The organism is Kerstersia gyiorum (assembly GCF_048595715.1).
GTDB classification, from domain to species: domain Bacteria; phylum Pseudomonadota; class Gammaproteobacteria; order Burkholderiales; family Burkholderiaceae_B; genus Kerstersia; species Kerstersia gyiorum.
Window position 1 is genome coordinate 2,223,915 of the sequence record NZ_CP169556.1, and the last position, 23,152, is coordinate 2,247,066.

Below are 23,152 nucleotides of genomic sequence, written 5' to 3' on the forward strand. Positions count from 1 at the left end.
GCGCTTCCAGATGGCCATCGTGCAGAAACATGAAGCCCTGAGGCATGCCCGCAGCATCCAGCTGCCAGCAAGAGGCTGACCTGTGGCAGGAACGCCAGCAACTCTGCCTCGATCGCCGCCCTATCGGCCGGGGCAAGAAAATCATGCGTGGCATCGACGGCGCTGCGCCAGATCTCCATGACACGCGGCAGATCCTGTCCAGTCGACAGGCGAAACTCAAATTTATTCATTACGTACTCTTTAGGATTGATCAGGGGCCACTCGTCCCTGCCCATGCGTGGACCGTCGCCTGCGACAACTCGCACTGACCACCAGCCAAATATTACCCGGATAAAATTAAATCACCAATAACACCCGGGTAAGCGCCCTCTCCCGACCTCTGCTCCGCCGCGCCGCCACGGTAGTGACCAATCCTACCGTCTCCCTGAAAAATACAGGCCCGCGATCATCGCGGGCCTGCCTGGGCAATACAAGCGAGCAGTATCAGCAGCAGCCTATCCGGCCCTTGCCTCCGTAACGCGCCTCCTGACGTTCCTTGAAAAACGCCTCATAGCTCATGGGTTCCTGGTCCGGGTGCACGCGGCGCATATGCGCCACGTAGGTGTCGTAATCCGGCACCCCTACCATGAGGCGCAAGGTGCGCCCCAGGTAACGGCCCGCCTCTCCGGCGGCGCTAGCCGCCCCGGAAAAGCGTCCGGCCAGGTTCATGCGGGCCATCAGTGCGCTCCCACTGCCACGGCGGCTTCGGGCGGCAGCGGCTCGTATGGCGTTTCGTTGGCAGTCGGCTGCGATTGGCGGCGCGCCAGCAGCACCGAACGGATACCGAACACCAGGATGCTGACCACAACGAAGATAAAGATGCCGCACAGCGTGGCATTAACGTAGTCATTGAAGATGACGCGGCTCATTTCAGACAGGGATTTGGCCGGTGCCAGCACCTTGTCTTCCGCCAGCGCCTGCGCATACACCTTGGCGTGGGCCACGAAACCGATCTTCGGATTGCTATGGAAGATCTTCTCAAAGCCAGCCGTCAGGGTGCAAGCCAGCAACCAGATGGTCGGCAGAATAGTCACCCATGCATAGCGGTCGCGCTTCATCTTGAAGAGCACCACCGTGCCCAGCATCAGCGCCACTGCCGCAAGCATCTGGTTGGCAATACCGAACAGCGGCCACAAGGTATTGATGCCACCCAGCGGATCCACCACGCCCTGGTACAGGAAGTAGCCCCAGGCCGCCACGCACAGCGCCGTCGCCAGCAAGTTGGCAGGCAGCGACTCCGTGCGGCGCAGGCTGGGCGCGAAAGTGCCCAGCAAGTCCTGCAGCATGAAGCGGCCTGCCCGCGTGCCGGCATCGACTGCCGTCAGGATGAACAACGCTTCGAACAGAATGGCGAAGTGATACCAGAACGCCATCATGGCTTGGCCGCCTATCAGCTGCTGCAGGATGTAGGCCATGCCGACTGCCAGCGTCGGCGCTCCCCCGGCGCGGGAAATAATGGTGCCCTCGCCCACATTGGCCGCCATCTGCGTCAGCTGGTCCGGCGTGATGAGAAAGCCCCAGCTCGATACCACCTGAGCGGCCTGCTCAGGCGTCGTGCCTATCAGGGCGGCCGGGCTATTCATGGCATAGTAGATGCCCGGCTCGATGACGCACGCTGCCACCAGCGCCATGATGGCGACGAAGGACTCCATCAACATGCCGCCGTAGCCGATGTAGCGCGCCTGGGTTTCGTTTTCGATCAGCTTGGGCGTGGTTCCCGAAGAAATCAGCGCATGGAAGCCAGAGACTGCGCCGCAGGCGATCGTAATGAACAGGAAGGGGAAGAGGTCACCTGACCAGACCGGGCCGGTACCGTCGATGAAGCGCGTGGTCGCGGGCATCTTCAACTCAGGCGCGACAATCAGGATGCCCAGCGCCAGCCCGATGATCGTCCCGATTTTCAGGAAGGTGGACAGGTAATCACGCGGCGCCAGCAGCAGCCATACCGGCAGCACCGCCGCAATAAAGCCGTAAATAATCAGCGCCCAGGTCAGTTGCGGGCCGTCCAGATCAAACACCGGCGCCCATTCGGCACTGGCGGCAACATCCTGGCCAAAAATAATGGCGGCCATCAGCAGCACAAAGCCGATGATGGAAATCTCGCCGATGCGTCCGGGCCGGATATAGCGCAAATACACACCCATGAACAACGCGATGGGAATGGTGGCCGCCACCGTGAACGTCCCCCAGGGGGAGTGCGTCAGCGCCTTGACAACGATCAGCGCCAGCACGGCCAGAATGATCACCATAATCATGAAGGCGCCGAACAGTGCGATCACGCCCGGCACCTGGCCCAGCTCGCCCTTGATGAGGTCGCCCAGCGAGCGGCCGTCGCGGCGGGTGGAAATGAACAGCACAATGAAATCCTGCACCGCGCCGGCAAAGACTACGCCAGCCAGCAGCCACAGCATGCCAGGCAGATAGCCCATCTGCGCGGCCAGCACCGGCCCGACCAGCGGCCCGGCGCCGGCGATTGCAGCGAAGTGGTGGCCGAACAGAATATGCTTATTGGTCGGAACATAGTCCAGGCCATCATTGTGTTTCCAGGCCGGCGTCATGCGCGTGGCGTCCAGGCGGAACACATTGCGCGCGATGAAACGGCTGTAATAACGGTAGGCGATCAGGTAGACGCAGACTGCCGCGACCACGATCCATAGCGCATTGACGGTTTCGCCTCGGGTCAGTGCCACGGTGCCAAGCGCGAACGCCCCCAGCACTGCAATCACGATCCAGACGATTCCTTGCGCCCATCCATTCTGCTGCTGGGCATGCATAAGCTCTCTCCTCCTGTGGTTCGGGCACGCCGGACCGGCGTTCGGTCATGCTCCGCACTCGGGCATCATTTAAGTAGAATTAGATATAGCGCCGGGCCCCGTTAGTATTTCGGTTTGCCCGCAGGCGTACAAGCGTGGAGCTACTGAATCCGCGTCCGTAGTACCACGCAGGGGAAAACCATCAGTCCATGAAACTCCGCCTGAAAATCCTGCTGCTGGCCATCCTGCCCTTCCTCGTCGCCATGGCCGCGATCTCCGCTTTCACGCTGCACCAGGGACTCGCCCTGGCCGACAAGGAAAAGGAAGCCATACGCCAGGCCTGGATGCAGGGGCGCATCAGCGAATTGCGCCACTACGTGCGTATCGCCCAGAGCGCCATTGCCCCACTGGTGGCAGCCACTGGCCAGGATGGTGCCGATACCGATGCGCTGCAACGCCAGGCACTGGCCTTGCTGCACCGGCTGGATTTCGGGCCTGACGGGTATTTCTACGTCTACGACCAGCAGGGGGTGAACCTCATGCACCCGCGCCAGCCCGAGCTCGTCGGCCGTTCTCTGTGGGAGCTGCGCGACCCCCGGGGCGAACCCACCCTCCAACGCCTGCTGGCCGCCGCCAGGCGCAGCGGTGCCCAAGGCGAAGCGCTGCCCTATTATTGGGAAAAGCCCTCGGCCCGCCAGACGACCGAAAAGCTGGGTTATGTCGTGGAGGTCGCCCCCTGGGGCTGGATGATGGGCACCGGCCTATACCTGGACGACATAGACGCCACGCTGGCGCGCATCGACGAGACGGCGCTCAACAATATCCACACCACCCAGATCCGCATTGCCGGCATCGCCCTGCTGGGCGTGGCGCTCGTCATGCTCTGCGGCCTGGCGCTCAATATCAGCGACCAAAGGCAATCGGATGCCAAACTGCAACGCATGGCGCGCCAGGTCGTGCACTCGCAAGAGGAAGAACGCGCCCGCCTGGCACGCGAACTGCACGACGGCATCAGTCAACTGCTGGTTTCGGTCAAGCTGATACTGGAGAGCGCACGTCATGCGCTGGGCCGCCACGCCAGCATCTGCCAGGCGCCACGCGGCAACCTCGACGACACCCTGCAGCAAGCCCAGGAACGCCTGAATACCACACTGGCGGAAGTGCGGCGTATTTCCCATAATCTGCGTCCCACCCTGCTGGACGACCTGGGCCTGGATGCCGCATTGCGCCACCTGGTGCAGGAACTGCCCGACGCCGACGCCACGGCCGAGGGACTGCCGATATGCGCGGAATTCAGCAGCCACGGCACAGCCCGTCCTTTGCCCGACACCCATGCCACCACGCTGTTTCGCATCGCCCAGGAAGCCCTGGTCAACGTGCTGCGCCATGCCCGGGCCCACAGTGTGCGGGTCATCCTGAGCTACAACACCAGCGACATCTCCCTGTATATCGCCGATGACGGGCAAGGCTTCGACCTGGAAAGCGTGCACAGCGACCCCATGCGCGGGCTGGGCCTGCGCAGCATGCGCGAACGCCTGGAAACACTGGGAGGCAGCCTGTATATTTCAGCTGGCGGCCACGGCACCACCGTGCTCGCAAAAATTCCGCTGCCTGAAGCCCGCGCCGCAGCCAGCACTACCCGCGCACTTTCCTGATGCAGCCCAACCTACCTCCCCAGGCCATGCTTGCTCCCATACGAATCATGCTGGTCGATGACCATGAACTGGTGCGCGACGGCATCCGGCTGTGCCTGAGCGCCCATCCGGAACTGGAAATCGTCGGCGAAGCGGCCGGGCACGACCAGGCCCTGGCCCTGCTGGCCCAACTGTCAGGCCAGGCGGACGGCGCCGGCTTGCCCGACCTGGTGCTGACAGACCTGAACATGCGCGGCCCGGACGGCCTGGCCCTGATCGCCGCCATCCATGAACGCTGGCCGCAGATCGCCACGCTGGTGCTGTCCATGCACGACAACACCGAATACATCACCCGCGCCCTGCGTGCGGGCGCGCGCGGATATCTGCTCAAGGACGGCCCGTCGCAGGAACTGGTCCAAGCGCTGGGCGCCGTCATGAACGGCCAACCCTACTTCAGCGCGTCGGTGATGGCGCAGCTCGCCCGCAGCCAGCCCTACGGGCCGGAACCACTGCTGACACAACGCGAAAAGCAGATCCTGGCGCTCATAGGCAGCGGCAGTTCCAGCAAGCAGATCGCCAGGGAACTGGACCTGTCGGTGCGGACAGTGGAAAGCCACCGCCTGAACATCCGCCGCAAGCTGCAGATCGACGGCCAGGCCGAGCTGATCAAATATGCCGTTGAGCACAAGGACCGGCTCTAGCAGCATTGCCGGGCAAAAATCGCATCTGTACGCCTAATTCCGCGATAATGCGATTCATGGGCACCCCGCCCTGGCGCGGTGCGGCCCAGTCGGCGCCGCCATGCGCCGCCCGAACCACCAGAATAAATACGCAAGACAGCCATGTACCGCACCCTGCTGAAATCCAAGATCCATCGTGCCACAGTCACTGACTGCGAATTGCACTACGAAGGGTCCTGCGCCATAGACGAAGACTTGCTGGACGCCTCCGGCATCCTCGAAAACGAGCAAGTCCACATCTGGAACATCAATAACGGCGAACGCCTTATTACCTATGCCATCCGCGGCAAGCGCGGCAGCGGCATCATTTCTCTCAACGGTTCGGCCGCCCGCAAGGCATCCACCGGCGACCTCGTCATCATTGCCGCCTTTGCACAGGTCAGCGAAGAAGAACTGGCCGCCGGCTACAAGCCGCAACTGGTCTTCGTCGACGCGGCCAACCGTGCCGTCGCCGCCCGTGACCACGTCCCGCTGCAGGAAGACGGCGGCCTCGCAAACGGCGGTGCGGACTGATTCCCTACGCCGGGCAGAACTGTCCATTGCCTGCGCCATGCGCAGCGCCTACCCATAACTAAAAGACTTACCCGGAGAAGACTTGAGCAGCACACCCCAACCTGGCGCTGCGGCCCAGCGCCCCGCCGTTACTCTGGCCAGCCTGGCCGCACAACGTGCGCGTGGCGAAAAAATCGCCATGCTGACCGCCTATGACGCGACGTTCGGCCTGCTGGCCGACCGCGCCGGCATGGATTGCCTGCTGGTAGGTGATTCGCTTGGCATGGTATGCCAGGGCCTGACCAGCACCACACCGGTCAGCCTGGACACCATGGTCTACCACACGGAATCCGTCTCCCGGGGCCTGCGCCACGGCGGCGGCAGCGCCTGGCTGCTGACCGACCTGCCTTTCGGCAGCTATCACCTGTCGCGCGAGCAGGCACTTGCCAGCGCGCTGCGGCTGATTCAGGCCGGCGCCCAAATGATCAAGCTCGAAGGTGGCGGCTGGACGGCGGAAATGGTCGCTTTCCTGGTTGAGCGCGGTGTGCCCGTCTGTGCCCACCTGGGCCTGACGCCACAGACTGTTCATGTGCTGGGCGGCTACCGTCTGCAGGGCCGGGAAGACGCTGCCGCGCAAAAGCTGCTCAACGACGCGATCGCGCTGGAACAGGCCGGCGCGGCCATGGTCGTGCTGGAAATGGTACCAGCGGCACTGGCTCGCCAGGTGACCGCTGCGCTGGCCCACTGCGCCACCATAGGGATCGGTGCAGGCAGCGGCACCGACGGCCAGGTACTGGTCGTGCATGATATGTTGGGCGCCACCACCGGCAGGTTACCCCGCTTCGTGCGCAACTTCCTGGCAGATGGCAACCATGAAGGCGGCATCGCAGGCGCCATGGCCGCCTATGTCGCTGCCGTCAAGTCCGGCCAATATCCGGATGACAGCCTCCACGCCTGGTGACGCACATCATGAAAATCGTACATACCCCCGCTGAACTGCGTACCGCGCTGGCCGACAGCCAGCGCCCGGCTTTCGTTCCAACCATGGGCAACCTGCACGACGGGCACCTCTCGCTCGTGCGCCAGGCCGCCACATTGGGCGATACCACGGTGGCCAGCATCTTCGTCAACCGGCTGCAGTTCCTGCCGCACGAGGATTTCGACAGCTACCCACGTACCTGGGAAGCCGATTGCGAAAAACTGCGCCAGAATGGCTGCGACATCCTGTTCGCACCGCGTGAAGGCGATCTCTATCCAGCACCACAGACCTTCAAGGTGCAGCCAGATCCGGCCATTGCGGATATCCTCGAAGGCGAATTCCGGCCCGGATTCTTCACCGGCGTCTGCACGGTCGTCATGAAGCTGTTCTGTTGCGTGCAGCCCGCCTATGCGGTATTCGGCAAGAAAGACTACCAGCAGTTGCAGGTCATACGCGCCATGGCGCGCCAGTTTGCACTGCCGGTGGAAATCGTGGCAGGCGCCACCGAACGCGCGGCCGACGGCCTGGCGCTGTCTTCACGCAATGGCTATCTCGGCGATGCCGAACGTCAGGCCGCGCCGCAATTGCATGCCGCCCTGCAAGCCCTGGCAGATGCCTGGCATCAAGGCCGCCGCGACCTGGCCGCCATGGAAAGTGAAGCCCGGGCCCAACTTGCCAGCCAGGGCTGGAAACCCGACTACCTGACCCTGCGCCAGGCCGATACCCTGCAATTGCCGACGCCCGACGAGTCCCGCCTGGTTGCTCTGGGCGCGGCCCGGCTGGGCAATACCCGCCTGATCGACAACCTCGAGCTCTGAGCCTGACGTTCAGCGCCGAGCCCCCGCGAACAGGGGTGCTCGGCGCTGCCAGGCAGCATCTTTGCCGGCAGCCTTCCTGCTCGCCCCCCGCCCCGAAACATGACGCTTTGGCACAGGCGGCCCGCTTGTGCAGTGCCTCTGCCGCAACCGTGCTTCCGGCACACGCCCGCCAACGTCCGCCCAGACATACACAGCGCAACAGGGGCTTCAGCGCAGCTTCAGCGCAGCTTCAGCAGACTCAAGCTACACTTGCGAATGATACCGTTTGATGGTGCTCCGTCATCTGCCTGCCCGATATTCCGGCCAGCGCTCTGCTGGCTGCCAGCGCAGCCTCTGGCCTGGCCCGAGCACGGCGGATCATGCCATTTTGCGCGGCAGTTTTCGTTTTTCCCTGTGCATTTTCGCACCTGTGCATTTCCGGATTCAGGATCTCCCCTCCATGAGCATGCAAACTTCCGACACCTCTTCCGCCTACGGCCTGCAGGACGACGCCCTGACTCTTGACGGCCAGGTGTACCCCCGCGAACAGATTTCCAGCATTGCATTCCACCCCAATGCCAAGGTAACGGAACAACGCATGGGCGGCTGGCTGCTGGGTACGGTCGCCTTCATCGCGATCAGCATCTCCTTTGGCACCAGTATCGGCATCATACTGAGCAATGGCGGCCCGGTCGTTTATGCGTTCATCTTCGCGCTGGCCCTGGCCGGCGGCCTTTATGTCGGCCGCGTCGGCCTGCCCAACCGGACCAAGCAGTTCACCAGCTACGGCATCGCCATGCAAATGCGCGACGGCTCGCACCTGAACTCCCGGCTGGCCTTGACCCCGGACAACGCCGCCCTGCTGCGCGATGAACTGGCGCGCCGCTGGTCCATGCACGCGCAATGGCGTTCGCTGCCGTCACACCAGGCCTGATCTGCCTGGACTGACTCTTTTTCTGTTCCCAGGCCACAGAGCCCCGTATGAGCCGCACGGCATCCTCCACCCTGCCCGAAAACGAGCAACCGCCCGCGAATCGCGATTGGCACACCATTACGCTGGTGGGCATCGCCCATGCCACTTCGCATTTCTTCCAGCTCGTCATTCCAACGCTGTATACCTCGCTGGGCCTGGCTTTCGGCCTGGATTACGCCCAGCTTGGCCTGCTGGTCTCGCTATTCTTCGTGGCCTCCGGCGTCGGGCAGGCATCTTCGGGCTTCATCGTCGATCGTATCGGCGCGCGCAGCGTACTCTGGTTCGGCCTGGGCAGCTTCATGACTGCAGGCCTGCTGATCAGCGCAGCCCCCAACTACACGGTCCTGATCCTGGCGTCGCTGATCGCAGGACTGGGCAATTCCGTGTTCCACCCGGTGGATTACGCCATCATCAACCAGCGCATCCACCCCTCCAGGCTGGGGCATGCCTTCAGCCTGCACCTGCTGACCGGCAGCCTGGGCTGGGCGCTGGCGCCGGTCTTCCTGAGCACGATCAGCGTCATGGCCGGATGGCGCAGCGCTGCGCTGTGCGCCGGGCTGCTGGCGGGTGTCGTCCTGCTGCTGTGCCTGCTGGGGCGAGACCACCTCGGCGACAGCATAACGCGGCGCAAACAGGCCGCCCTGGCGGCAACTGCCCAGCCCGGCCATGCCGCGGCCGTCCCTGCCAGCCTGATGTCCCTGCTGCGCAACCCCGTGCTATGGGCTGCCTTCGCCTTTTTCGCCACCAGTTCACTGGCCTTCTCGTCGGTCCAGAACTACACCATTCCCATCCTCGAGAACGTCCATCACCTGACCGCCATCGTGGCCAGCTCGGCCCTGTCAGGCTATATGGTCGCTTCGGCGCTGGGCATGCTGGCCGGTGGCTTCATGGCGCGGGCCAGCGCACGCAATGAACTCGTCATCGGCGCAGCGCTGGTCCTGTCCGGCCTGATGCTCGTCCTGGTGGCCTTGAACTGGATTCCTTCGCAGGCAGTCCTGGCTGCCATCGCGCTGGCAGGATTTTTCTCCGGCATCGCAGGCCCATCGCGCGACATGCTGATCCGCCGCGTCACGCCCAAGGGGTCGGTCGGCGCCGTCTACGGCCTGGTGTATTCCGGCATGGATGTCGGCGCCGCGCTCGGCCCGCTGATTTTCGGCGTCATGATGGATGCCGGTAAGCTGCAGGGCCCCTGGCTTGCCGCTGGCGCGTCCATGTGCTGTTCGGCCATGCTGGCCGCCGCGATCGCCCGAGGCTCCCGCCCCACTCCCCCCCAACCCCACCAGGCCTGAACCTTGGCCCGATGGCCGGCCAGGCATTTGTCCTGACCACAAAAAAACCGGGATGCAGCAGATACACTGCATCCCGGTTTTTCCCTCAATACGCTGGGCCTGCCTTCAAGGCCCACACGCGAATAGCCAGCTCGTTCAACGCAGCAAGGCCAGGGTATGTTCGGCAATCACCAGTTCTTCATTGGTCGGCACCACATACACGGCAACCCGGCTGTCCTCAGCCGAAATCAGGGTTGCGCACCCCTGGTTGCGGGTGGCGTCCAACCGCACGCCCAGCCAATCCAGCCGCTCGCAGATCAACGCCCGTGCAGCGGCATCGTTTTCACCGACCCCTGCCGTGAACACCAGCGCATCCAGCCCGCCAATCGCGACGCACAGGCCGGCAATGCCTTCGGCCGTACGCCAGGCAAAGTATTCGCGTGCACGCCGGGCGGCGTCGGTATCGCTGGCGGCAATCTCGCGCATATCGGCGCTGATGCCCGATAGCCCCAGCATGCCGCTTTCCTTGTAAAGCACGCGCTGGACCTGTTCGGGCGTCATGCCGCGTTCCATCATCCAGAGCACGACGCCGGCATCCAGCCGCCCCGGCCGGGTCGACATCGGCAGACCGTCCAGCGCGGTAAAACCCATGGTGCTGTCCACGCTCAGGCCGTCCTTCATGGCGCAGGCCGACGAACCCGAGCCCAGATGAGCCACGATCAGCCTGCCCGCTGCGAGGGCAGGCGCGATTTCACGCATGCGCCGCTGGATAAACTCGTAGGACAGCCCATGAAATCCATAGCGGCGCACCCCTTGCTCGAACATGGCTTCAGGGATGGCATAGCGGTCTGCAACGCCCGAGTGCGTGCGATGGAACGCCGTATCGAAACACGCCACCTGGGCCATATCGGGAGCAATCCGGCGTATCACCTCAATGGCTTCCAGCGCCGAAGGCTGATGCAACGGCGCCAGCGGCACCAGGGCATGCAATTGCTGCAGCACCTCGGCATCCACCCGCACCGGCTCGGTAAAATCCGGCCCGCCATGCACAACGCGATGGCCGATGGCCACCGGCGGATTATCGAGACGATCCGCCAGCCAGTTACTCAGCAGCTCCTGCGCTGCGCCTATGTCGCGCGCCGCCTCCGGCGTCAGCAACTGATCAGCCAGCCGCTGCCCGTCAGCCGCCTTGACCTTGAAATGCGGCTGCCGCCCGCCTATGCCCGACACCTGGCCATCCAGCAACGGTTCCAGTGCCGCAGGGTCCTGCGTGGCGGGCACACCGTAAAGCCGGAACTTGAAGCTGGAACTACCAGCGTTGACTACCAGAATCGTATCGTCCATGACGGGCTGCAAACCTCGGTGTACTACGTTGACTGAATATGCCGCTTAGCGATGGCTGGCACACGCTCAGACTACTGGCCGCTGACGCAGCAGGTAATTGGCGTAAATGGCACTGACCGCGCACGAAGCCAGTCGGGCACGCATATGCTCGGCCCGGCTCGTCAGAATAATAGGCACGCGGGCGCCTACTACCACCCCGGCGGAACTGGCGCCAGACAGGAAAATCAGGTTCTTCGCCAGCATGTTCCCGGCTTCGAGATCCGGCACCACCAGCACTTGGGCGCGGCCTGCAACCGGGGATTTGATCCCCTTGATCCTCGCCGCATCCATGTCGATGGCATTATCCAGCGCCAGCGGGCCATCCAGCACCCCACCCGCGATCTGCCCGCGATCGGCCATCTTGCACAAGGCCGCAGCAACGATCGTGTTCGGAATCTGCGGCGTGACCTGCTCCACGGCTGACAGGATCGCCACGCGCGGCTCGCCCAGACCCAAGCCGATATGCAGGTCTATCACATTGCGCACGATATCGGCCTTGGCCTCGAGATCGGGGTTGATGTTGATGGCCGCGTCCGTAATGAAGAGCGGATAGGTATAGGACGGCACTTCCATCACGAACACATGACTGATGCGGCGCCCGGTGCGCAGGCCGGTTTCCCGAGCCACCACGGCGCTCATCAGCTCGTCGGTATGCAGGCTGCCCTTCATCAGCAGCGCGGCGCGGCCGCAGCGCACCTGCTGGACCGCGACTTCCGCCGACGCATGGCTGTGCGGGGTGTCGATGATCTCCACCCCGTTCAAATCCAGCCCGGCCTGTTCGGCAACGCTGCGGATACGGGCCTCGGGGCCCACCAGCAGCGGCTGCATCAGGCCCAGGCGGCCGGCTTCCAACGCCCCCGACAGCGAAACCTCATCACAAGGATGCGCCACGGCGCACACTTGAGCCTTCAGGCTCTTGGCCTTGGCAATCAGGGCTTCGTAATGAGCCCCGCCCTGGGAGCTGGACTGAGTATTGCCTGCCGGATGGCCGGCCACCTGTTGCTGTGTCATGTCAGGCTCGCATCACATCATATGCAGGCCGCCGTTGACGGAGAAATCCCCGCCAGTGGCAAAACCCGCTTCATCGGAAGCCAGCCAGGCCACGATAGAGGCAATTTCCACCGGCTCGCCCAGGCGGCGCACCGGAATGCCGGCCACGATCTTTTGCAATGCTTCCTCAGGAACGGCACGCACCATTTCCGTCGCGATATAGCCCGGCGAAACAGTATTGACCGTCACCCCCTTGGCTGCCACTTCCTGGGCCAGCGCCATGGTAAAGCCATGAATACCGGCCTTGGCAGCCGAATAGTTCACCTGGCCGAACTGCCCCTTCTGGCCATTGACCGAACTGATATTGATCACACGCCCCCACTTGCGCTCGACCATCCCCTCGATCACCTGCTTGGTCACATTGAACAGGCTATTCAGGTTGGTGTCGATAACGGCACGCCAGTTTTCAAGCGACATCTTGCGAAACACGCCATCACGGGTGATCCCTGCATTGTTGACCAGCACGTCGATCGGGCCGACCGTCTGCACGGCCTTGGCGACCGCCGCCTGAGTGCTCTCCCAGTCGGACACATCGCTCAGCATGGCCTGGAATTCATAACCATCCGCCTTTTGCTCTTCCAGCCAGGCCGTGGGATCACGCGACAGGCTCGCCCCGGCAATGACCTTGAAACCTGCATCGGCCAATTTGCGGCAGATCGCCGTTCCAATGCCGCCCATACCACCGGTAACCAATGCAACTTTTTGCGTCATAGCTTCCCTCTACGTTTTTTAACGGCGCCATGGTGGGTCCACGGCACCGGGAACAACCGGCAAAACCAGCGCCAGTCGAGAAATTGCCTTACTTCAGAATATTCTGGATGGTACCAAGGTTGTCTTAAAAAAACATGGCGCACTGCGGCGATATTGACGTAGAGCAAGGCGCTGCACAAGAAAAGCGCTTATTCCCGCGCGAATTCTGTGCAAGCGATTTCAAGTTATTTCAGTTTCGACTAATAACTCATCCGCCCCGTCCCGACACATCGCATCCTTGAATACCCAACGCCCGGCAGGAATACGGTATCTTGAAGACAATAAAAAAAACCGATGCCATGAAACCTGTCTCCGCCCCCTTCAATACCAGCCTGCCCGCCACCCGTTATCTTTCCGGCATCCTGCTTCTAGTTGCCTCCACGGCAACGCTGAGCACACTGGACGCCAGCAGCAAATGGCTGATGCTGGCAGGCATGCCGGTACTGCTGACAGCCTGGGTCAGGTACCTCATCCATGTCGTGCTGGTTCTGGCGCTGGTACTGCCCAAGCAGGGCCTGACAGTCATGCGTTCTTCCCAGCCTGTACCGCAGCTGGTGCGCGGCCTGCTGATGCTGCTCACCACCCTCTGTGCCTTCACCACGCTGCGCTACCTGCCGCAGGCGGAAGCCACGGCGATCATCTTCCTCGCACCGCTCATCATGCTCGGCGTGGCCCCCTGGCTGCTGCGCGAACCGCCCAAGCGCTCGCGCTGGATCGCGGCGCTGGCGGGCTTCATCGGCGTGCTGTTCATCGTCCGCCCGGGCAGCGGCCTGGACCCCATCGGCGTCCTGTATGGCATCCTGACCGCCTGTTTCCTGGCGGGCCAGTTCATCGTCACGCGCCGCCTCGCCAACGACCACGCCTTGACCTCCCTGATCTGGAGCGGCCTATTCGGCACCATCGCACTGACACTGACGCTGTTCTTCTTCCAGGATGCCTGGCAGCCGCTCTGGGATGCGCCGCTCTTCTACTGGTTGCCGCTGCTGGCCACGGGCGTCTTCGGCGCGCTCGGACACCTGCTGCAAATCCAGGCCTACCGCAGCGCCCCGGCCTCGGTCCTCGCCCCCTTCAACTACGCCCACATCCTGGGCGCCTGTGCCTGGGGCTGGATCATCTACCGCCATATGCCGGATGCATGGTCCTGGGTTGGAATAGGGATTATTTGCAGCAGCGGAATTGCGATCGGGATATTGGAATGGTATAGCGCTCGCAAACAACTCATGCGCAGGCCGCAGACAGAATCAAACTCATAGAATCCTGCGGCAAGCACTCTCCCCTGCTGTCGATCTGCACACGAGAGAGCATGCAACTGCTCCCGGTGTATGGATGCATCCATAGATGCCACGCCCATTCGGTTTGGTGCGCCGTTGCCATGCACTACCATTAAATCCCTATTAATGGTTATTGCCTATCAATCTCCTGACTGATAGAAATGGCATGAGATTGAATTACCTCCATCACGTTAGCCCCTCCGATTTATCGACCGAGGGCAATACATGCCAATTAACTCCGGGAAATGTTCATTATTTTTTGCAGAATCTCTTTTATTCGAATCTGCCCCAATGAACTTCCGTACCAGCACCTTGTCCCATATTGCTTCGGTGAAGCACCATTATCCTGACAACCAAATATCAAAAAATACTGAACAACTTCGCTATGCTCGCTTTGCCACCCAACACATCAGACAAAAACCAAATCATTAAAAACAATTCGCATTCAGGATTCACTGAAAATGTTTTTTACCACCCAGAACCCCCGTGCCTACGGATAGACCTTATAATCATAGGTTTGAGATCTGCAGGTGGACCTGTACCCAGGTGGGCGCAGGACGAACTCCCCTGCCAGCACTCCCTTGCATCATTCAGGCAATGCAAATAAAGCAAGCCATAGAACTGCGTTGATAAAAAGTCAATCAATGAAAATCGTCTCCGTTTTTGGCACGCGTCCTGAAGCAATAAAAATGGCTTCGGTGGTAAAAGAAATCCAATGCAGAAAAGAATTGCAGGGCCTGGTATGCATTACTAGCCAGCACCGCGAAATGCTGCAAAGTGTTCTTGATGTATTCAACATCCACCCCGATTACGATCTGGCAGTACAACGTAAAACATTTTCTCTTTCGGAATTAACGGCACAAATTCTGACGCACCTGGACGCCATTCTTGAAACGGACAAGCCAGACATGCTGCTGGTCCATGGAGACACGTCCACCACGCTGGCTGCAGCACTGGCTGCATTCCATCGTCAAATTCCTATTGGTCACGTGGAAGCCGGCTTGCGTACCGGCAATCTGTCGTCTCCCTGGCCGGAAGAAGGCAACCGGCGAGCCGTTGGTGCCCTTGCCACATTGCACTTCGCCCCCACCCAGGAAGCAGCCGACAACCTCCTTGCGGAAAATGTGCCAGCATCGCGTATTTTCGTAACAGGCAATACAGTCATTGATTCTCTACTCATTGCCCGCAACAAGATAAAAGCTGATCCGGGCATGCTCCAGCAATTTGTCGAGAAATATCACTTTCTCAAGCCGGAACGCCAGCTGGTGCTCGTCACAGCCCACCGCAGGGAAAATTTCGGAGCGGGTTTCGAGCGTATTTGCGAAGCATTGCGAAATATTGCCTGCGCCCATCCAAACGCAGACATTCTTTATCCCGTGCACCTCAATCCAAATGTTCTTGGCCCGGTTCACCGGCTGCTGGACGGCATTCCCAATATTTACCTGATTGAGCCACAGGACTATTTCCCCTTTGTCTACCTCATGGATCGTGCAGATGTGATCCTGACCGATTCGGGTGGCATTCAGGAAGAGGCGCCATCCCTTGGCAAGCCGGTTCTGGTTATGCGCGACACTACCGAACGCCCGGAAGCGGTACAAGCCGGCACAGTCACGCTTGTTGGCACCGATGCGGCTCGTATCGAGCACGAAACCCGGCGCCTGCTTGACAGCGCCAGTGCGCGTGCCCAGGCCGGGAACAAGCTCAATCCTTATGGCGACGGGCTCGCAGCACATCGAATCGCCGATGCCCTGATCCGCTGGTATAGCCAGACACATCCCTGAGCGTTGCCAGGCCTTTGAATCGAGAGCTGATCCAGTCCGGAATTCCATGACACTCACCGCGACCGACACCCGCGCCTGCCAAGGTTCACCAGATCTGCGTCAATCCCTGACCGCCGCATGGATTGCCCTGGCAACGGCATTCATCGTCTGGCCTTTTTCGTGGTCCGTGTTTTCCAGCCAGATCGTTGGCGCCTGTATGCTCCTGCCCTGCCTGGCAGGGTTCCGACACTGGCCCGCAGCCATCAGGAAATTTTTCGGTCTGGCCTGGATACCCTATCTGCTGCTGTACGGCATTTTGCTATTGCACCTGATGCAAGACGGTGAGCATCCCGGACTGCTGCTGTTCATGACATACCTTCTCAAGATACCGGCTCTGGGTGTACTGGCTTGCGGTGCCATGCACACGCTGCGGCGTTTGGGCTTCAGCCCAGGCGCAGTCATGCAAGTATTCTGGCTGGCCGTGATGCTCCCGCTGGTCGTGATGCTGTTCCAGCTTTTTATCCCATCATTTCACGAATGGAGCATCGAACAACTAGGCGGCTTTCGGGTCGACCATGTCATCAACGGCAACAACCAGGGACATCCATTCCGGTTTCTCGGCCTCAATGGCTTCCTATTTGCCTCCCATGGCGTCGCTTTCGCCTTCGCAGCCCTCGGCATGCTCGTCTGCCGCAACAAGACCCGCTGCCGTACGGCGACCTATTCTTTTTTCTGCATAGAAATCATCTGCCTGTTTGCAGCACTGCTCAGCGGCCGCAGTTCCCTGCCTCTGTTCGGCATCTACATACTTGCCAGCCTGTATCTTGCCCATGGCCTGCGTCAGCGGCTATCTCTCTGCATTGCGTACCTCGTCATCGGCGCGCTGCTCGCCCTGCTGCCTAGAATTTCTGACGATGGACAACAACTGATCGAATGGCTGGTAGAACCAATCCAGACCTCACTGGAACGAGGCACACTCGCCTCAGCATCGCTGGATATCACGCTCGAATCCTATCAAGGTCTTTCTGCCGACAAATCACAACACGACCGCAAGCAAACCATTTCCGTTCAAACCTGGGATCTCTTGGCCCCGTCCTCGCTGATCGGCCAGGGGATTTATTTCAGGGACAATGAACAGTACGAAGACAGGAAACTGACTTCCAGTGATTCCGGATTTGTCCGCTTGATCTATCTGTCAGGGTATCTCGGCTGTACGCTGTTTGTTCTGTTCTGGCTGGCCCTCTTCGTTCGTGCATGGCAACGCTCGCGGTACTCGCCACTATCATCACGAATCTACCTGGCACTATTCACTGCCTACGGATTGATTTTTTTCGTGAAGTCCGAGTGGTTGTATCAGAATTTTTTCATATTCTATTTCTTCCTTCTGTTCCATCATTTCGATTCGGCAGCAAACCAGAACCATGCACATCACATTCGTCAGAGCGTTCCTGCCGCAGCTTGATTCCCGCATGAACAAATATGTTCGTGCCCTGAAAGAACAAGGGGACACGGTTACTTTTGTAGGCTGGGACCGGGGCCAGACCAATGTCCCGGCCCTTGAAGACGAAGTATTCCTGTACCGCAAAGCCGCCGCTCTGGGCGCGCGCTGGCGGAACCTGCTTGCGTTGCTAGGCTGGAACCTGTTCATCATCCGCACACTGTTCCGGCAAAAACACCAGCTATCTGCAGTCCATGCCGTGGACCTCGATAGCGCCCTGGCTGCGTGGATCTTTTGCCGCCTGTGCAGCAAACCGCTGGTTTTCGATATTTACGACCACTATACAGACACGCGTGCCATTGGCGGCCCGGCACGCATGCTCTTCAATGGCATCGAGCGCTTCCTGGCCCGACATGCCGATCTGACGCTACTGGCGGACGAATCCCGTTATCAACAGCATTCCCTCGCTCCGGCATCCAATATCATGGTCGTGGAAAACGTACCTGCCAGCCAGTTGCTTGCCCGACCTCTTGATCCACTTGAACCTGGCCCCATCCGTATCGGCTATCTTGGTGTACTGGAAGAACGCCACAGGGGCCTGGAAAATCTTCTGGATGCCTGCGCTGGCCGCACAGATGTCGAGCTGCATTTTGGCGGATATGGCCCATTATCAGCTCGCATCGAAGCCGTGGCACGCAACCACGACAACATCATCGTGCACGGCCCCCTCAGCCACGAAGCAGGCTTGAACATGCTGTCAGGAATGCACTGCACTGTCGGCTTCTACTATTTGAGTATGCCCAACCACAGGTATGCTGCCCCAAATAAGTACTACGAACACCTGTTGCTTGGACGGCCGCTACTCACCACGTTAGGCACTCCGCCCGGCACTCGCGTGACCAAAGAGCAGACCGGATGGGCGCTGGCCGAAACTGCCGACGCGATCAGCAATTGGCTGGACAACGTGACAAAAGCTGAGATCGCCTCTCGCGGCGTTCAGGCACGGGCACTTTGGGACCAACACTACCGACAATATGCCCACGATGTGTATTCGTCACAGTACCGCAGCCGACTGGAGGCACTGATCCAACATGCCTGAGTTCCCCCTGGTTTCCATTGTCATGCCGGCTTATAACGCTGCCGGCACCCTGGCCGCATCCGTTGAGTCCGCCATGGCCCAGACCTGGCCCCACTGGGAGTTACTTTTGGTGGTCGATGCGGCGACCGACGATACGCTGGCCATCGCCGAGCACCTTGCTGCTCGTGATGCACGTATCAAGGTGCTGGCCTGCCAGACGAATCAGGGCGTCTCCAAGGCACGCAATCTGGCCCTGGAACAGGCAAAAGGCGACTACCTCGCCTTTCTCGACAGCGACGACCTATGGCTGCCAACGAAACTCGCGGAACAGGTTGCCTTCATGAAAGAAACAGGCACTGAACTCTGCTATACAGCTTACCTACGTTTCAATGAACACGGCCCACTGAATCTCGTGGTCCCGCCCGGACAAGTCAGCTACGAGCAATTGTTGCAAAGCAACGTCATTGCCAATCTGACCGGCATCATCAAGCGTTCAGCAGTGCAAGATCTGCGTTTCAAAAATATCGGCCATGAAGACTATCTGTTCTGGCTTTCGGCGCTGCAGCGCATTCCCATTGGCCGCCGCTTGCCGACAGTCAGCCCTATGGCCCGCTATCGCGTACAAGCCGAATCCCGCTCATCGAAAAAAGTCCGCAACTTGCAATGGCAATGGCATATCTATCGCAATGAGCTTGGTTTGCCTGTCCTGAAAAGTGCCTGGCTCATGACGCATTACGTGACCAAGGCGCTACGCAAGCGCAGTTCCTCCGCTGCCAGAGCAGACAACGCTGATTCACGATGACGACCCTGTCCTTCCGCCTACGCCAACTGTTGGCACGCCGGGAACTCTCCAGCCTGATCTGGCTGGTCTCGGAGAAAGTGCTCCAGCTTGCGTTCTCTGCCATCTCGGTAGGCCTGATTGCACGCACGCTGGGCGTTCATGCTTTCGGCGAGTTCCAATATGCGCTCGCCTTGCTATTCGTATTCTCCGCCATTGGCCTTATGGCCGGCTCGGAAACGGTCGCGCCGCAGCTCGCTGCCAACAACGACCCTGTCAGCAGGAAACGCCTGCTGGGCTCGGTATTCCTCCTGCGCCTGCTGGTTGGACTACTGGCAGGCATCAGTATGGTCTTGTGGGCCGTGGCCGCAGAACCCAATTCACGGCAACCACTCCTGTTCATCCTGGCCGCCTCCCTGCTTGTCGCCGAGCCATTCAATACTCTGCGCCTGATCAGGGAAATCAACCAGAACACTCGGGTGATCACCGCCATCAGGCTAATCATTTCCTGCCTGAAGCTGCTCTGCATCGCCGCCCTCTATTTCCTGGATGCTTCCGTCACCGGCTTCATCCTGACCTACAGCGTCGAATATTTTGCCGTCGCTGCTTGCTACGTCTACACCATTCGCGACGACGGACCACCATGGCGTTGGCAGGCATGCCGGGATCGCATGGTTTGGCTGCTCGGCAAAGGCCTCATCGTATGGATCGGCGTGCTAGCGCTTATTCTTATCCAGCGCCTGGACCGGATCGTACTGGAAACCCGCTTGCCTGCCGACCTCTATGGACAATACACAGCCGCCTTCGGACTGCTCGACAGTGGGTGGTTCTTCGGCCCGGTCGCCATCGCAGCCCTGGCGCCATCCCTTGTGTACCGCCGCGTATCCGCAACGGGCAAGGCTTCTCCCCTTTTCGTACCTACCCTGATCACGCTGGGCTTACTCCTGACGGCAGGCATCGGCCTGTTTGCCCCGTTGTTCATCCCTCTGATTTACGGTCATGCATTTGACCCAGCCATCGGCATCATCCGCTTGGGCTCGCTCATCCTGATTCCGGGCTTTGCCGCTCTCAGCCTTGATGCCATCCTCATACGAGCTGGGCTACATTATGCCGTTACGATCAAATGGCTAACAGGCTTGGCGGTAGCCGCCCTGCTCCTGCTGCCCGACCTGCACCTTTCCTGGAAACAGGGACCCTTGGCCATCGGTGCGGCCTATACGATCAGCTTTGCGATAGGAGCGCTGCTGCATCGCTCCCACCACACGTCCCACAAGGCTGCCGCGCCATGAAAATCGTCCAACTCTACGACAGCTATAGCATCAAGGGCGGCGTCGAACGCGTGCTGGCGTTATTGCTGAACAGCTGGGCTGATAACGGGCATGATGTATCACTCCTGGTACGCGAAGGCCAGGTTTCTGATGTATACCCCCTGCACGCAGACATCAGGCGCTGCAGCCTGATGCACTCTCCCCAGCCAGGCCGCGTCCGGCGCCTGCTGAACTACGCGCAGGACATCTTTGCCCTGAAGAGGCAGTCCGAAGTACGCAATGCTGACATACTGATCGCCAACGGCCCCTGGTGCGCCCTGCTGGCCATTCTGGCGCTCAAATTCCCGATCAGGCGGCAGCATACTCCTGCGCTCATCGTATGCGATCACAATAATCCGGCCGCTTTTGGCTCGCTGACCCGCTCGGCCTGCCGCTTACTCTATCGGCATGCCGACTGCGTCCTGTCGCTGACACAGACCCAAGCCAGGCTTTATCAGGAGTTTGCGCACCGCATTGCAATTATTGCCAACCCCGTGGATCTCCCCACGCTCGAGCGCAGCAATGACACAACGCCCGGCAATCAGGTACTGGCGGTTGGCCGGCTGGCGCATCAAAAAGGCTTTGATTATCTACTTCAGGCCTGGGCACTCGTGACCAAACAGCGACCGGACGCACACCTGACCATCGTCGGTGAAGGGCCGGAACAGGATGCATTGCATACCCAGGCTGACCAGTTGGGCATCAATACCAAACTCTCCTGGCTACCTTTTACCAATCAAATTTTCCAGCATTACCAGAATGCAACCTTGCTGGCAGTCAGCTCACGCTATGAAGGCCAAGGTCTGGTATTGCTGGAAGCCCAGGCCTGCGGCCTACCCATCGTATCTTTCGACTGCGATTTTGGGCCCCGCGAAGTCATTTCCCATGGACAGGACGGCGTGTTGTGCGCACCCGGCGACCCTATAGCCCTGGCAGGGGGTTTACTGCAACTACTTGATGACCCTACGTTGTGTACTGCCATGCGAAGCAATGCGCGAACCGCTGCGGCCAAATACATGCTGCCGCAGGTTCTGCAACAATGGGACGCACTTTTTGAAAAATTGGTCGCTCCCCAGAAAACAGCCCCTCCATAAAAACAATACAAGTCGGTTTTCCACGCATTCCAATCAAACAGTTCATCGCTATTCTGCAACATCGTGAACTGCTGAGAGATTTCTCGATACGCTAATATTCCACTCTCCCATGAGCTCAGCCCAACATCGTCGCCACAAGCGGCTGTATGAACAAATCCTGTTATCCCGGGGATTCTCCATTCTGGTTGGATGGCTGTTGGCCGTCCTTCTGCCTTTCGTGGCATTCTGGTCCTGGCAGACGCTCCTCCAGCCTGATAGTGGTCAGCTCACCGCACTGATCGTCACAACGCTCGCATACGTCACCAGCCACCTATGCAGCCTGCGTTTGCGCGCCACCTATCCGGGCGGCCGCTCTGCCGCCTTCATTGCGCCTCAGGTCCTGATCCTGTACGGCCTGTTTGCACTATGCACTTTCATGCTGCAACTGCCCGTGTCCCGCTATTTGCTGGTTGCCAGCGGCGCGTGTGCAACACTCTGGCTCTATCTGGAATACACCCTGACCTATAAGTACATGTCGCTGAAGCTGGCCGTCGTGCCCGGCGGCCGGTACACCAGTGAAATCCTGGCGATGGAAGATATCAAGGTGACACCACTGACAACCCTGACGCTGGATCGTCGCTATGATGGCGTTGTCGCCGACTTTCACCAAATCGACGATGCCACGCAGCGTTTCCTGACTCAATGCGCGCTGAACCGTACTGCTGTCTATGACGCACGGCAAATCTACGAATCACTTTCGGGCCGGGTGGAAATCCACCGCATGTCAGAGAACAACATGGGTTCTCTGCTGCCCTCCCCCATCTACGAACGCCTCAAGCAGATCATAGATATTCTTTTTGTGATCGCCATGTCGCCCATCGTGCTGACTATCGGGCTGATCACCGCCTTGCTCATCAAGCTCGAAAGCCCAGGACCGGCGATTTATACCCAGACCCGAATTGGCCAGGGCAATAAGCCATTCACTATTTACAAGTTCCGGAGCATGCGCTTTGACCGTGATGCACCGGAACAATTTGCCGATGAAGATGATCCCCGCGTGACACGCGTAGGCCGTATCATCCGTAAACTCCGGATCGACGAACTGCCACAGTTCTTCAATATCCTCAAAGGCGACATGAGCTTGATCGGACCGCGCCCCGAGCAGCCCACGTTTGTCAAACAATATGAGGAAATCATTCCATTTTATAGCTACCGACATATCGTCAAGCCCGGCATCAGCGGCTGGGCGCAAGTGCGCCAGGGTTATACCGCCAGCACCGACGAAACCCAAATAAAAATCCAGCATGATTTTTATTACATCAAAAACTGCTCACTGACCCTGGACCTGATGATCACCATACTGACCATCCGAATTATGCTGACCGGATTTGGTGCACGATAATTTTTCCCTGAGGAAACCAGTACAACCTGCTGAAATAGGAAATTATTCCTTTCCCCAACGAAAGCGCAAATAGAAATGCGAAAACAGCAGGTTACCTGAAGCCATCTGTCATAAGTAACGCTTGATTACCAGCTCGGCTGCGTAGAGAAATATACACAGCTATGCCACAATCTTGTTGATACGCATA

The 23,152-nt window shown here is 59.9% G+C and carries 21 protein-coding genes; 16 read left to right on the forward strand and 5 right to left on the reverse strand.

Annotated features, from left to right (window positions below; genetic code table 11):
- Positions 1 to 44: 44 nt before the first annotated feature.
- Positions 45 to 308 (forward strand): hypothetical protein, encoded by a 264-nt coding sequence (locus ACEW7X_RS09880; protein ID WP_253602284.1) that lies wholly within the window; start codon positions 45 to 47, stop codon positions 306 to 308.
- A 175-nt stretch (positions 309 to 483) separates the two neighbouring features.
- Here the strand turns inward: ACEW7X_RS09880 and ACEW7X_RS09885 are convergent, their stop codons facing one another.
- Together ACEW7X_RS09885 and ACEW7X_RS09890 are read right to left on the reverse strand one after the other, a co-directional pair.
- Positions 484 to 708 (reverse strand): YbdD/YjiX family protein, encoded by a 225-nt coding sequence (locus ACEW7X_RS09885; protein ID WP_068370100.1) that lies wholly within the window; start codon positions 706 to 708, stop codon positions 484 to 486.
- A gap of 8 nt (positions 709 to 716) precedes the next feature.
- Positions 717 to 2,813: a carbon starvation CstA family protein gene (locus ACEW7X_RS09890; RefSeq protein WP_130487442.1), complete on the reverse strand. Its 2,097-nt coding sequence runs from the start codon at positions 2,811 to 2,813 to the stop codon at positions 717 to 719.
- A 188-nt stretch (positions 2,814 to 3,001) separates the two neighbouring features.
- On the opposite strand from ACEW7X_RS09890, the gene ACEW7X_RS09895 reads away from it, so the two are divergent.
- The 7 genes from ACEW7X_RS09895 to ACEW7X_RS09925 all read left to right on the forward strand — a co-directional run bounded on the left by ACEW7X_RS09895 (position 3,002) and on the right by ACEW7X_RS09925 (position 9,696).
- Positions 3,002 to 4,447, forward strand: coding sequence for a cache domain-containing protein (locus ACEW7X_RS09895; RefSeq protein ID WP_068369895.1), 1,446 nt, complete (start codon positions 3,002 to 3,004; stop codon positions 4,445 to 4,447).
- Positions 4,447 to 5,127 carry a response regulator gene (locus ACEW7X_RS09900; RefSeq protein ID WP_083969542.1) on the forward strand — a complete coding sequence of 227 codons (681 nt, stop codon included), beginning with the start codon at positions 4,447 to 4,449 and terminating at the stop codon, positions 5,125 to 5,127. The genes ACEW7X_RS09895 and ACEW7X_RS09900 overlap by 1 nt, the downstream gene beginning before the upstream one ends.
- Before the next feature lie 141 nt (positions 5,128 to 5,268).
- Entirely contained in the window at positions 5,269 to 5,679 is a 411-nt protein-coding gene (gene panD, locus ACEW7X_RS09905) for an aspartate 1-decarboxylase (RefSeq protein ID WP_068369898.1), read from the forward strand.
- 82 nt (positions 5,680 to 5,761) lie between these two features.
- On the forward strand, positions 5,762 to 6,619 hold the full coding sequence (gene panB, locus ACEW7X_RS09910; RefSeq protein WP_068369901.1) for a 3-methyl-2-oxobutanoate hydroxymethyltransferase: 858 nt from the start codon (positions 5,762 to 5,764) through the stop codon (positions 6,617 to 6,619).
- 8 nt (positions 6,620 to 6,627) lie between these two features.
- Positions 6,628 to 7,455: a pantoate--beta-alanine ligase gene (gene panC, locus ACEW7X_RS09915; RefSeq protein WP_130487440.1), complete on the forward strand. Its 828-nt coding sequence runs from the start codon at positions 6,628 to 6,630 to the stop codon at positions 7,453 to 7,455.
- Positions 7,456 to 7,894: 439 nt separating this feature from the next.
- Positions 7,895 to 8,368: a hypothetical protein gene (locus ACEW7X_RS09920; protein WP_127774506.1), complete on the forward strand. Its 474-nt coding sequence runs from the start codon at positions 7,895 to 7,897 to the stop codon at positions 8,366 to 8,368.
- A 47-nt stretch (positions 8,369 to 8,415) separates the two neighbouring features.
- Entirely contained in the window at positions 8,416 to 9,696 is a 1,281-nt protein-coding gene (locus ACEW7X_RS09925; RefSeq protein WP_420177152.1) for an MFS transporter, read from the forward strand.
- A 135-nt stretch (positions 9,697 to 9,831) separates the two neighbouring features.
- Here the strand turns inward: ACEW7X_RS09925 and ACEW7X_RS09930 are convergent, their stop codons facing one another.
- From ACEW7X_RS09930 to ACEW7X_RS09940, 3 genes are all read right to left on the reverse strand, one after another.
- Positions 9,832 to 11,019, reverse strand: coding sequence for an acetate/propionate family kinase (locus ACEW7X_RS09930; RefSeq protein ID WP_068369910.1), 1,188 nt, complete (start codon positions 11,017 to 11,019; stop codon positions 9,832 to 9,834).
- A 66-nt stretch (positions 11,020 to 11,085) separates the two neighbouring features.
- The gene (locus tag ACEW7X_RS09935) at positions 11,086 to 12,069 is read right to left on the reverse strand and encodes a phosphate acetyltransferase (protein ID WP_083969543.1); all 984 of its coding nucleotides are present in this window, start codon (positions 12,067 to 12,069) and stop codon (positions 11,086 to 11,088) included.
- 12 nt (positions 12,070 to 12,081) lie between these two features.
- Complete coding sequence (locus tag ACEW7X_RS09940; protein WP_420177153.1) at positions 12,082 to 12,819, reverse strand: beta-ketoacyl-ACP reductase; 738 nt, start codon at positions 12,817 to 12,819, stop codon at positions 12,082 to 12,084.
- Positions 12,820 to 13,157: 338 nt separating this feature from the next.
- Between ACEW7X_RS09940 and ACEW7X_RS09945 the strand changes: the two genes are divergently transcribed.
- The 8 genes from ACEW7X_RS09945 (at position 13,158) to ACEW7X_RS09980 (ending at position 22,965) form a co-directional block, all read left to right on the forward strand.
- Positions 13,158 to 14,111: a DMT family transporter gene (locus ACEW7X_RS09945; RefSeq protein WP_420177926.1), complete on the forward strand. Its 954-nt coding sequence runs from the start codon at positions 13,158 to 13,160 to the stop codon at positions 14,109 to 14,111.
- Between the two features lie 662 nt (positions 14,112 to 14,773).
- Entirely contained in the window at positions 14,774 to 15,910 is a 1,137-nt protein-coding gene (wecB, locus tag ACEW7X_RS09950; protein ID WP_257740627.1) for a non-hydrolyzing UDP-N-acetylglucosamine 2-epimerase, read from the forward strand.
- A gap of 46 nt (positions 15,911 to 15,956) precedes the next feature.
- Complete coding sequence (locus ACEW7X_RS09955) at positions 15,957 to 17,351, forward strand: hypothetical protein (protein ID WP_420177154.1); 1,395 nt, start codon at positions 15,957 to 15,959, stop codon at positions 17,349 to 17,351.
- Positions 17,311 to 18,426 carry a glycosyltransferase gene (locus ACEW7X_RS09960; RefSeq protein WP_420177155.1) on the forward strand — a complete coding sequence of 372 codons (1,116 nt, stop codon included), beginning with the start codon at positions 17,311 to 17,313 and terminating at the stop codon, positions 18,424 to 18,426. The genes ACEW7X_RS09955 and ACEW7X_RS09960 overlap by 41 nt, the downstream gene beginning before the upstream one ends.
- Positions 18,419 to 19,207: a glycosyltransferase family 2 protein gene (locus tag ACEW7X_RS09965; protein ID WP_420177156.1), complete on the forward strand. Its 789-nt coding sequence runs from the start codon at positions 18,419 to 18,421 to the stop codon at positions 19,205 to 19,207. Before ACEW7X_RS09960 ends, ACEW7X_RS09965 begins: the two co-directional genes overlap by 8 nt.
- Positions 19,204 to 20,472: an oligosaccharide flippase family protein gene (locus ACEW7X_RS09970; RefSeq protein WP_420177157.1), complete on the forward strand. Its 1,269-nt coding sequence runs from the start codon at positions 19,204 to 19,206 to the stop codon at positions 20,470 to 20,472. The genes ACEW7X_RS09965 and ACEW7X_RS09970 overlap by 4 nt, the downstream gene beginning before the upstream one ends.
- On the forward strand, positions 20,469 to 21,584 hold the full coding sequence (locus tag ACEW7X_RS09975) for a glycosyltransferase family 4 protein (RefSeq protein WP_420177158.1): 1,116 nt from the start codon (positions 20,469 to 20,471) through the stop codon (positions 21,582 to 21,584). Before ACEW7X_RS09970 ends, ACEW7X_RS09975 begins: the two co-directional genes overlap by 4 nt.
- Before the next feature lie 109 nt (positions 21,585 to 21,693).
- Entirely contained in the window at positions 21,694 to 22,965 is a 1,272-nt protein-coding gene (locus ACEW7X_RS09980) for an exopolysaccharide biosynthesis polyprenyl glycosylphosphotransferase (RefSeq protein ID WP_420177159.1), read from the forward strand.
- Positions 22,966 to 23,152 lie beyond the last annotated feature (187 nt).

Bases quoted from the DNA above. Each gene is read 5' to 3' on its own strand.
- ACEW7X_RS09930 (WP_068369910.1), bottom strand. From the start codon at position 11,019: ATGGACGATACGATTCTGGTAGTCAACGCTGGTAGTTCCAGCTTCAAG.
- ACEW7X_RS09895 (WP_068369895.1), top strand. From the start codon at position 3,002: ATGAAACTCCGCCTGAAAATCCTGCTGCTGGCCATCCTGCCCTTCCTC.
- ACEW7X_RS09960 (WP_420177155.1), top strand. From the start codon at position 17,311: ATGCACATCACATTCGTCAGAGCGTTCCTGCCGCAGCTTGATTCCCGC.
- panC (WP_130487440.1), top strand. From the start codon at position 6,628: ATGAAAATCGTACATACCCCCGCTGAACTGCGTACCGCGCTGGCCGAC.
- ACEW7X_RS09880 (WP_253602284.1), top strand. From the start codon at position 45: ATGCCCGCAGCATCCAGCTGCCAGCAAGAGGCTGACCTGTGGCAGGAA.
- ACEW7X_RS09945 (WP_420177926.1), top strand. From the start codon at position 13,158: ATGAAACCTGTCTCCGCCCCCTTCAATACCAGCCTGCCCGCCACCCGT.
- ACEW7X_RS09920 (WP_127774506.1), top strand. From the start codon at position 7,895: ATGAGCATGCAAACTTCCGACACCTCTTCCGCCTACGGCCTGCAGGAC.
- ACEW7X_RS09940 (WP_420177153.1), bottom strand. From the start codon at position 12,819: ATGACGCAAAAAGTTGCATTGGTTACCGGTGGTATGGGCGGCATTGGA.
- ACEW7X_RS09955 (WP_420177154.1), top strand. From the start codon at position 15,957: ATGACACTCACCGCGACCGACACCCGCGCCTGCCAAGGTTCACCAGAT.
- ACEW7X_RS09975 (WP_420177158.1), top strand. From the start codon at position 20,469: ATGAAAATCGTCCAACTCTACGACAGCTATAGCATCAAGGGCGGCGTC.
- wecB (WP_257740627.1), top strand. From the start codon at position 14,774: ATGAAAATCGTCTCCGTTTTTGGCACGCGTCCTGAAGCAATAAAAATG.
- ACEW7X_RS09885 (WP_068370100.1), bottom strand. From the start codon at position 708: ATGAACCTGGCCGGACGCTTTTCCGGGGCGGCTAGCGCCGCCGGAGAG.
- ACEW7X_RS09925 (WP_420177152.1), top strand. From the start codon at position 8,416: ATGAGCCGCACGGCATCCTCCACCCTGCCCGAAAACGAGCAACCGCCC.
- ACEW7X_RS09980 (WP_420177159.1), top strand. From the start codon at position 21,694: ATGAGCTCAGCCCAACATCGTCGCCACAAGCGGCTGTATGAACAAATC.
- panD (WP_068369898.1), top strand. From the start codon at position 5,269: ATGTACCGCACCCTGCTGAAATCCAAGATCCATCGTGCCACAGTCACT.
- ACEW7X_RS09935 (WP_083969543.1), bottom strand. From the start codon at position 12,069: ATGACACAGCAACAGGTGGCCGGCCATCCGGCAGGCAATACTCAGTCC.
- ACEW7X_RS09965 (WP_420177156.1), top strand. From the start codon at position 18,419: ATGCCTGAGTTCCCCCTGGTTTCCATTGTCATGCCGGCTTATAACGCT.
- ACEW7X_RS09970 (WP_420177157.1), top strand. From the start codon at position 19,204: ATGACGACCCTGTCCTTCCGCCTACGCCAACTGTTGGCACGCCGGGAA.
- ACEW7X_RS09890 (WP_130487442.1), bottom strand. From the start codon at position 2,813: ATGCATGCCCAGCAGCAGAATGGATGGGCGCAAGGAATCGTCTGGATC.
- ACEW7X_RS09900 (WP_083969542.1), top strand. From the start codon at position 4,447: ATGCAGCCCAACCTACCTCCCCAGGCCATGCTTGCTCCCATACGAATC.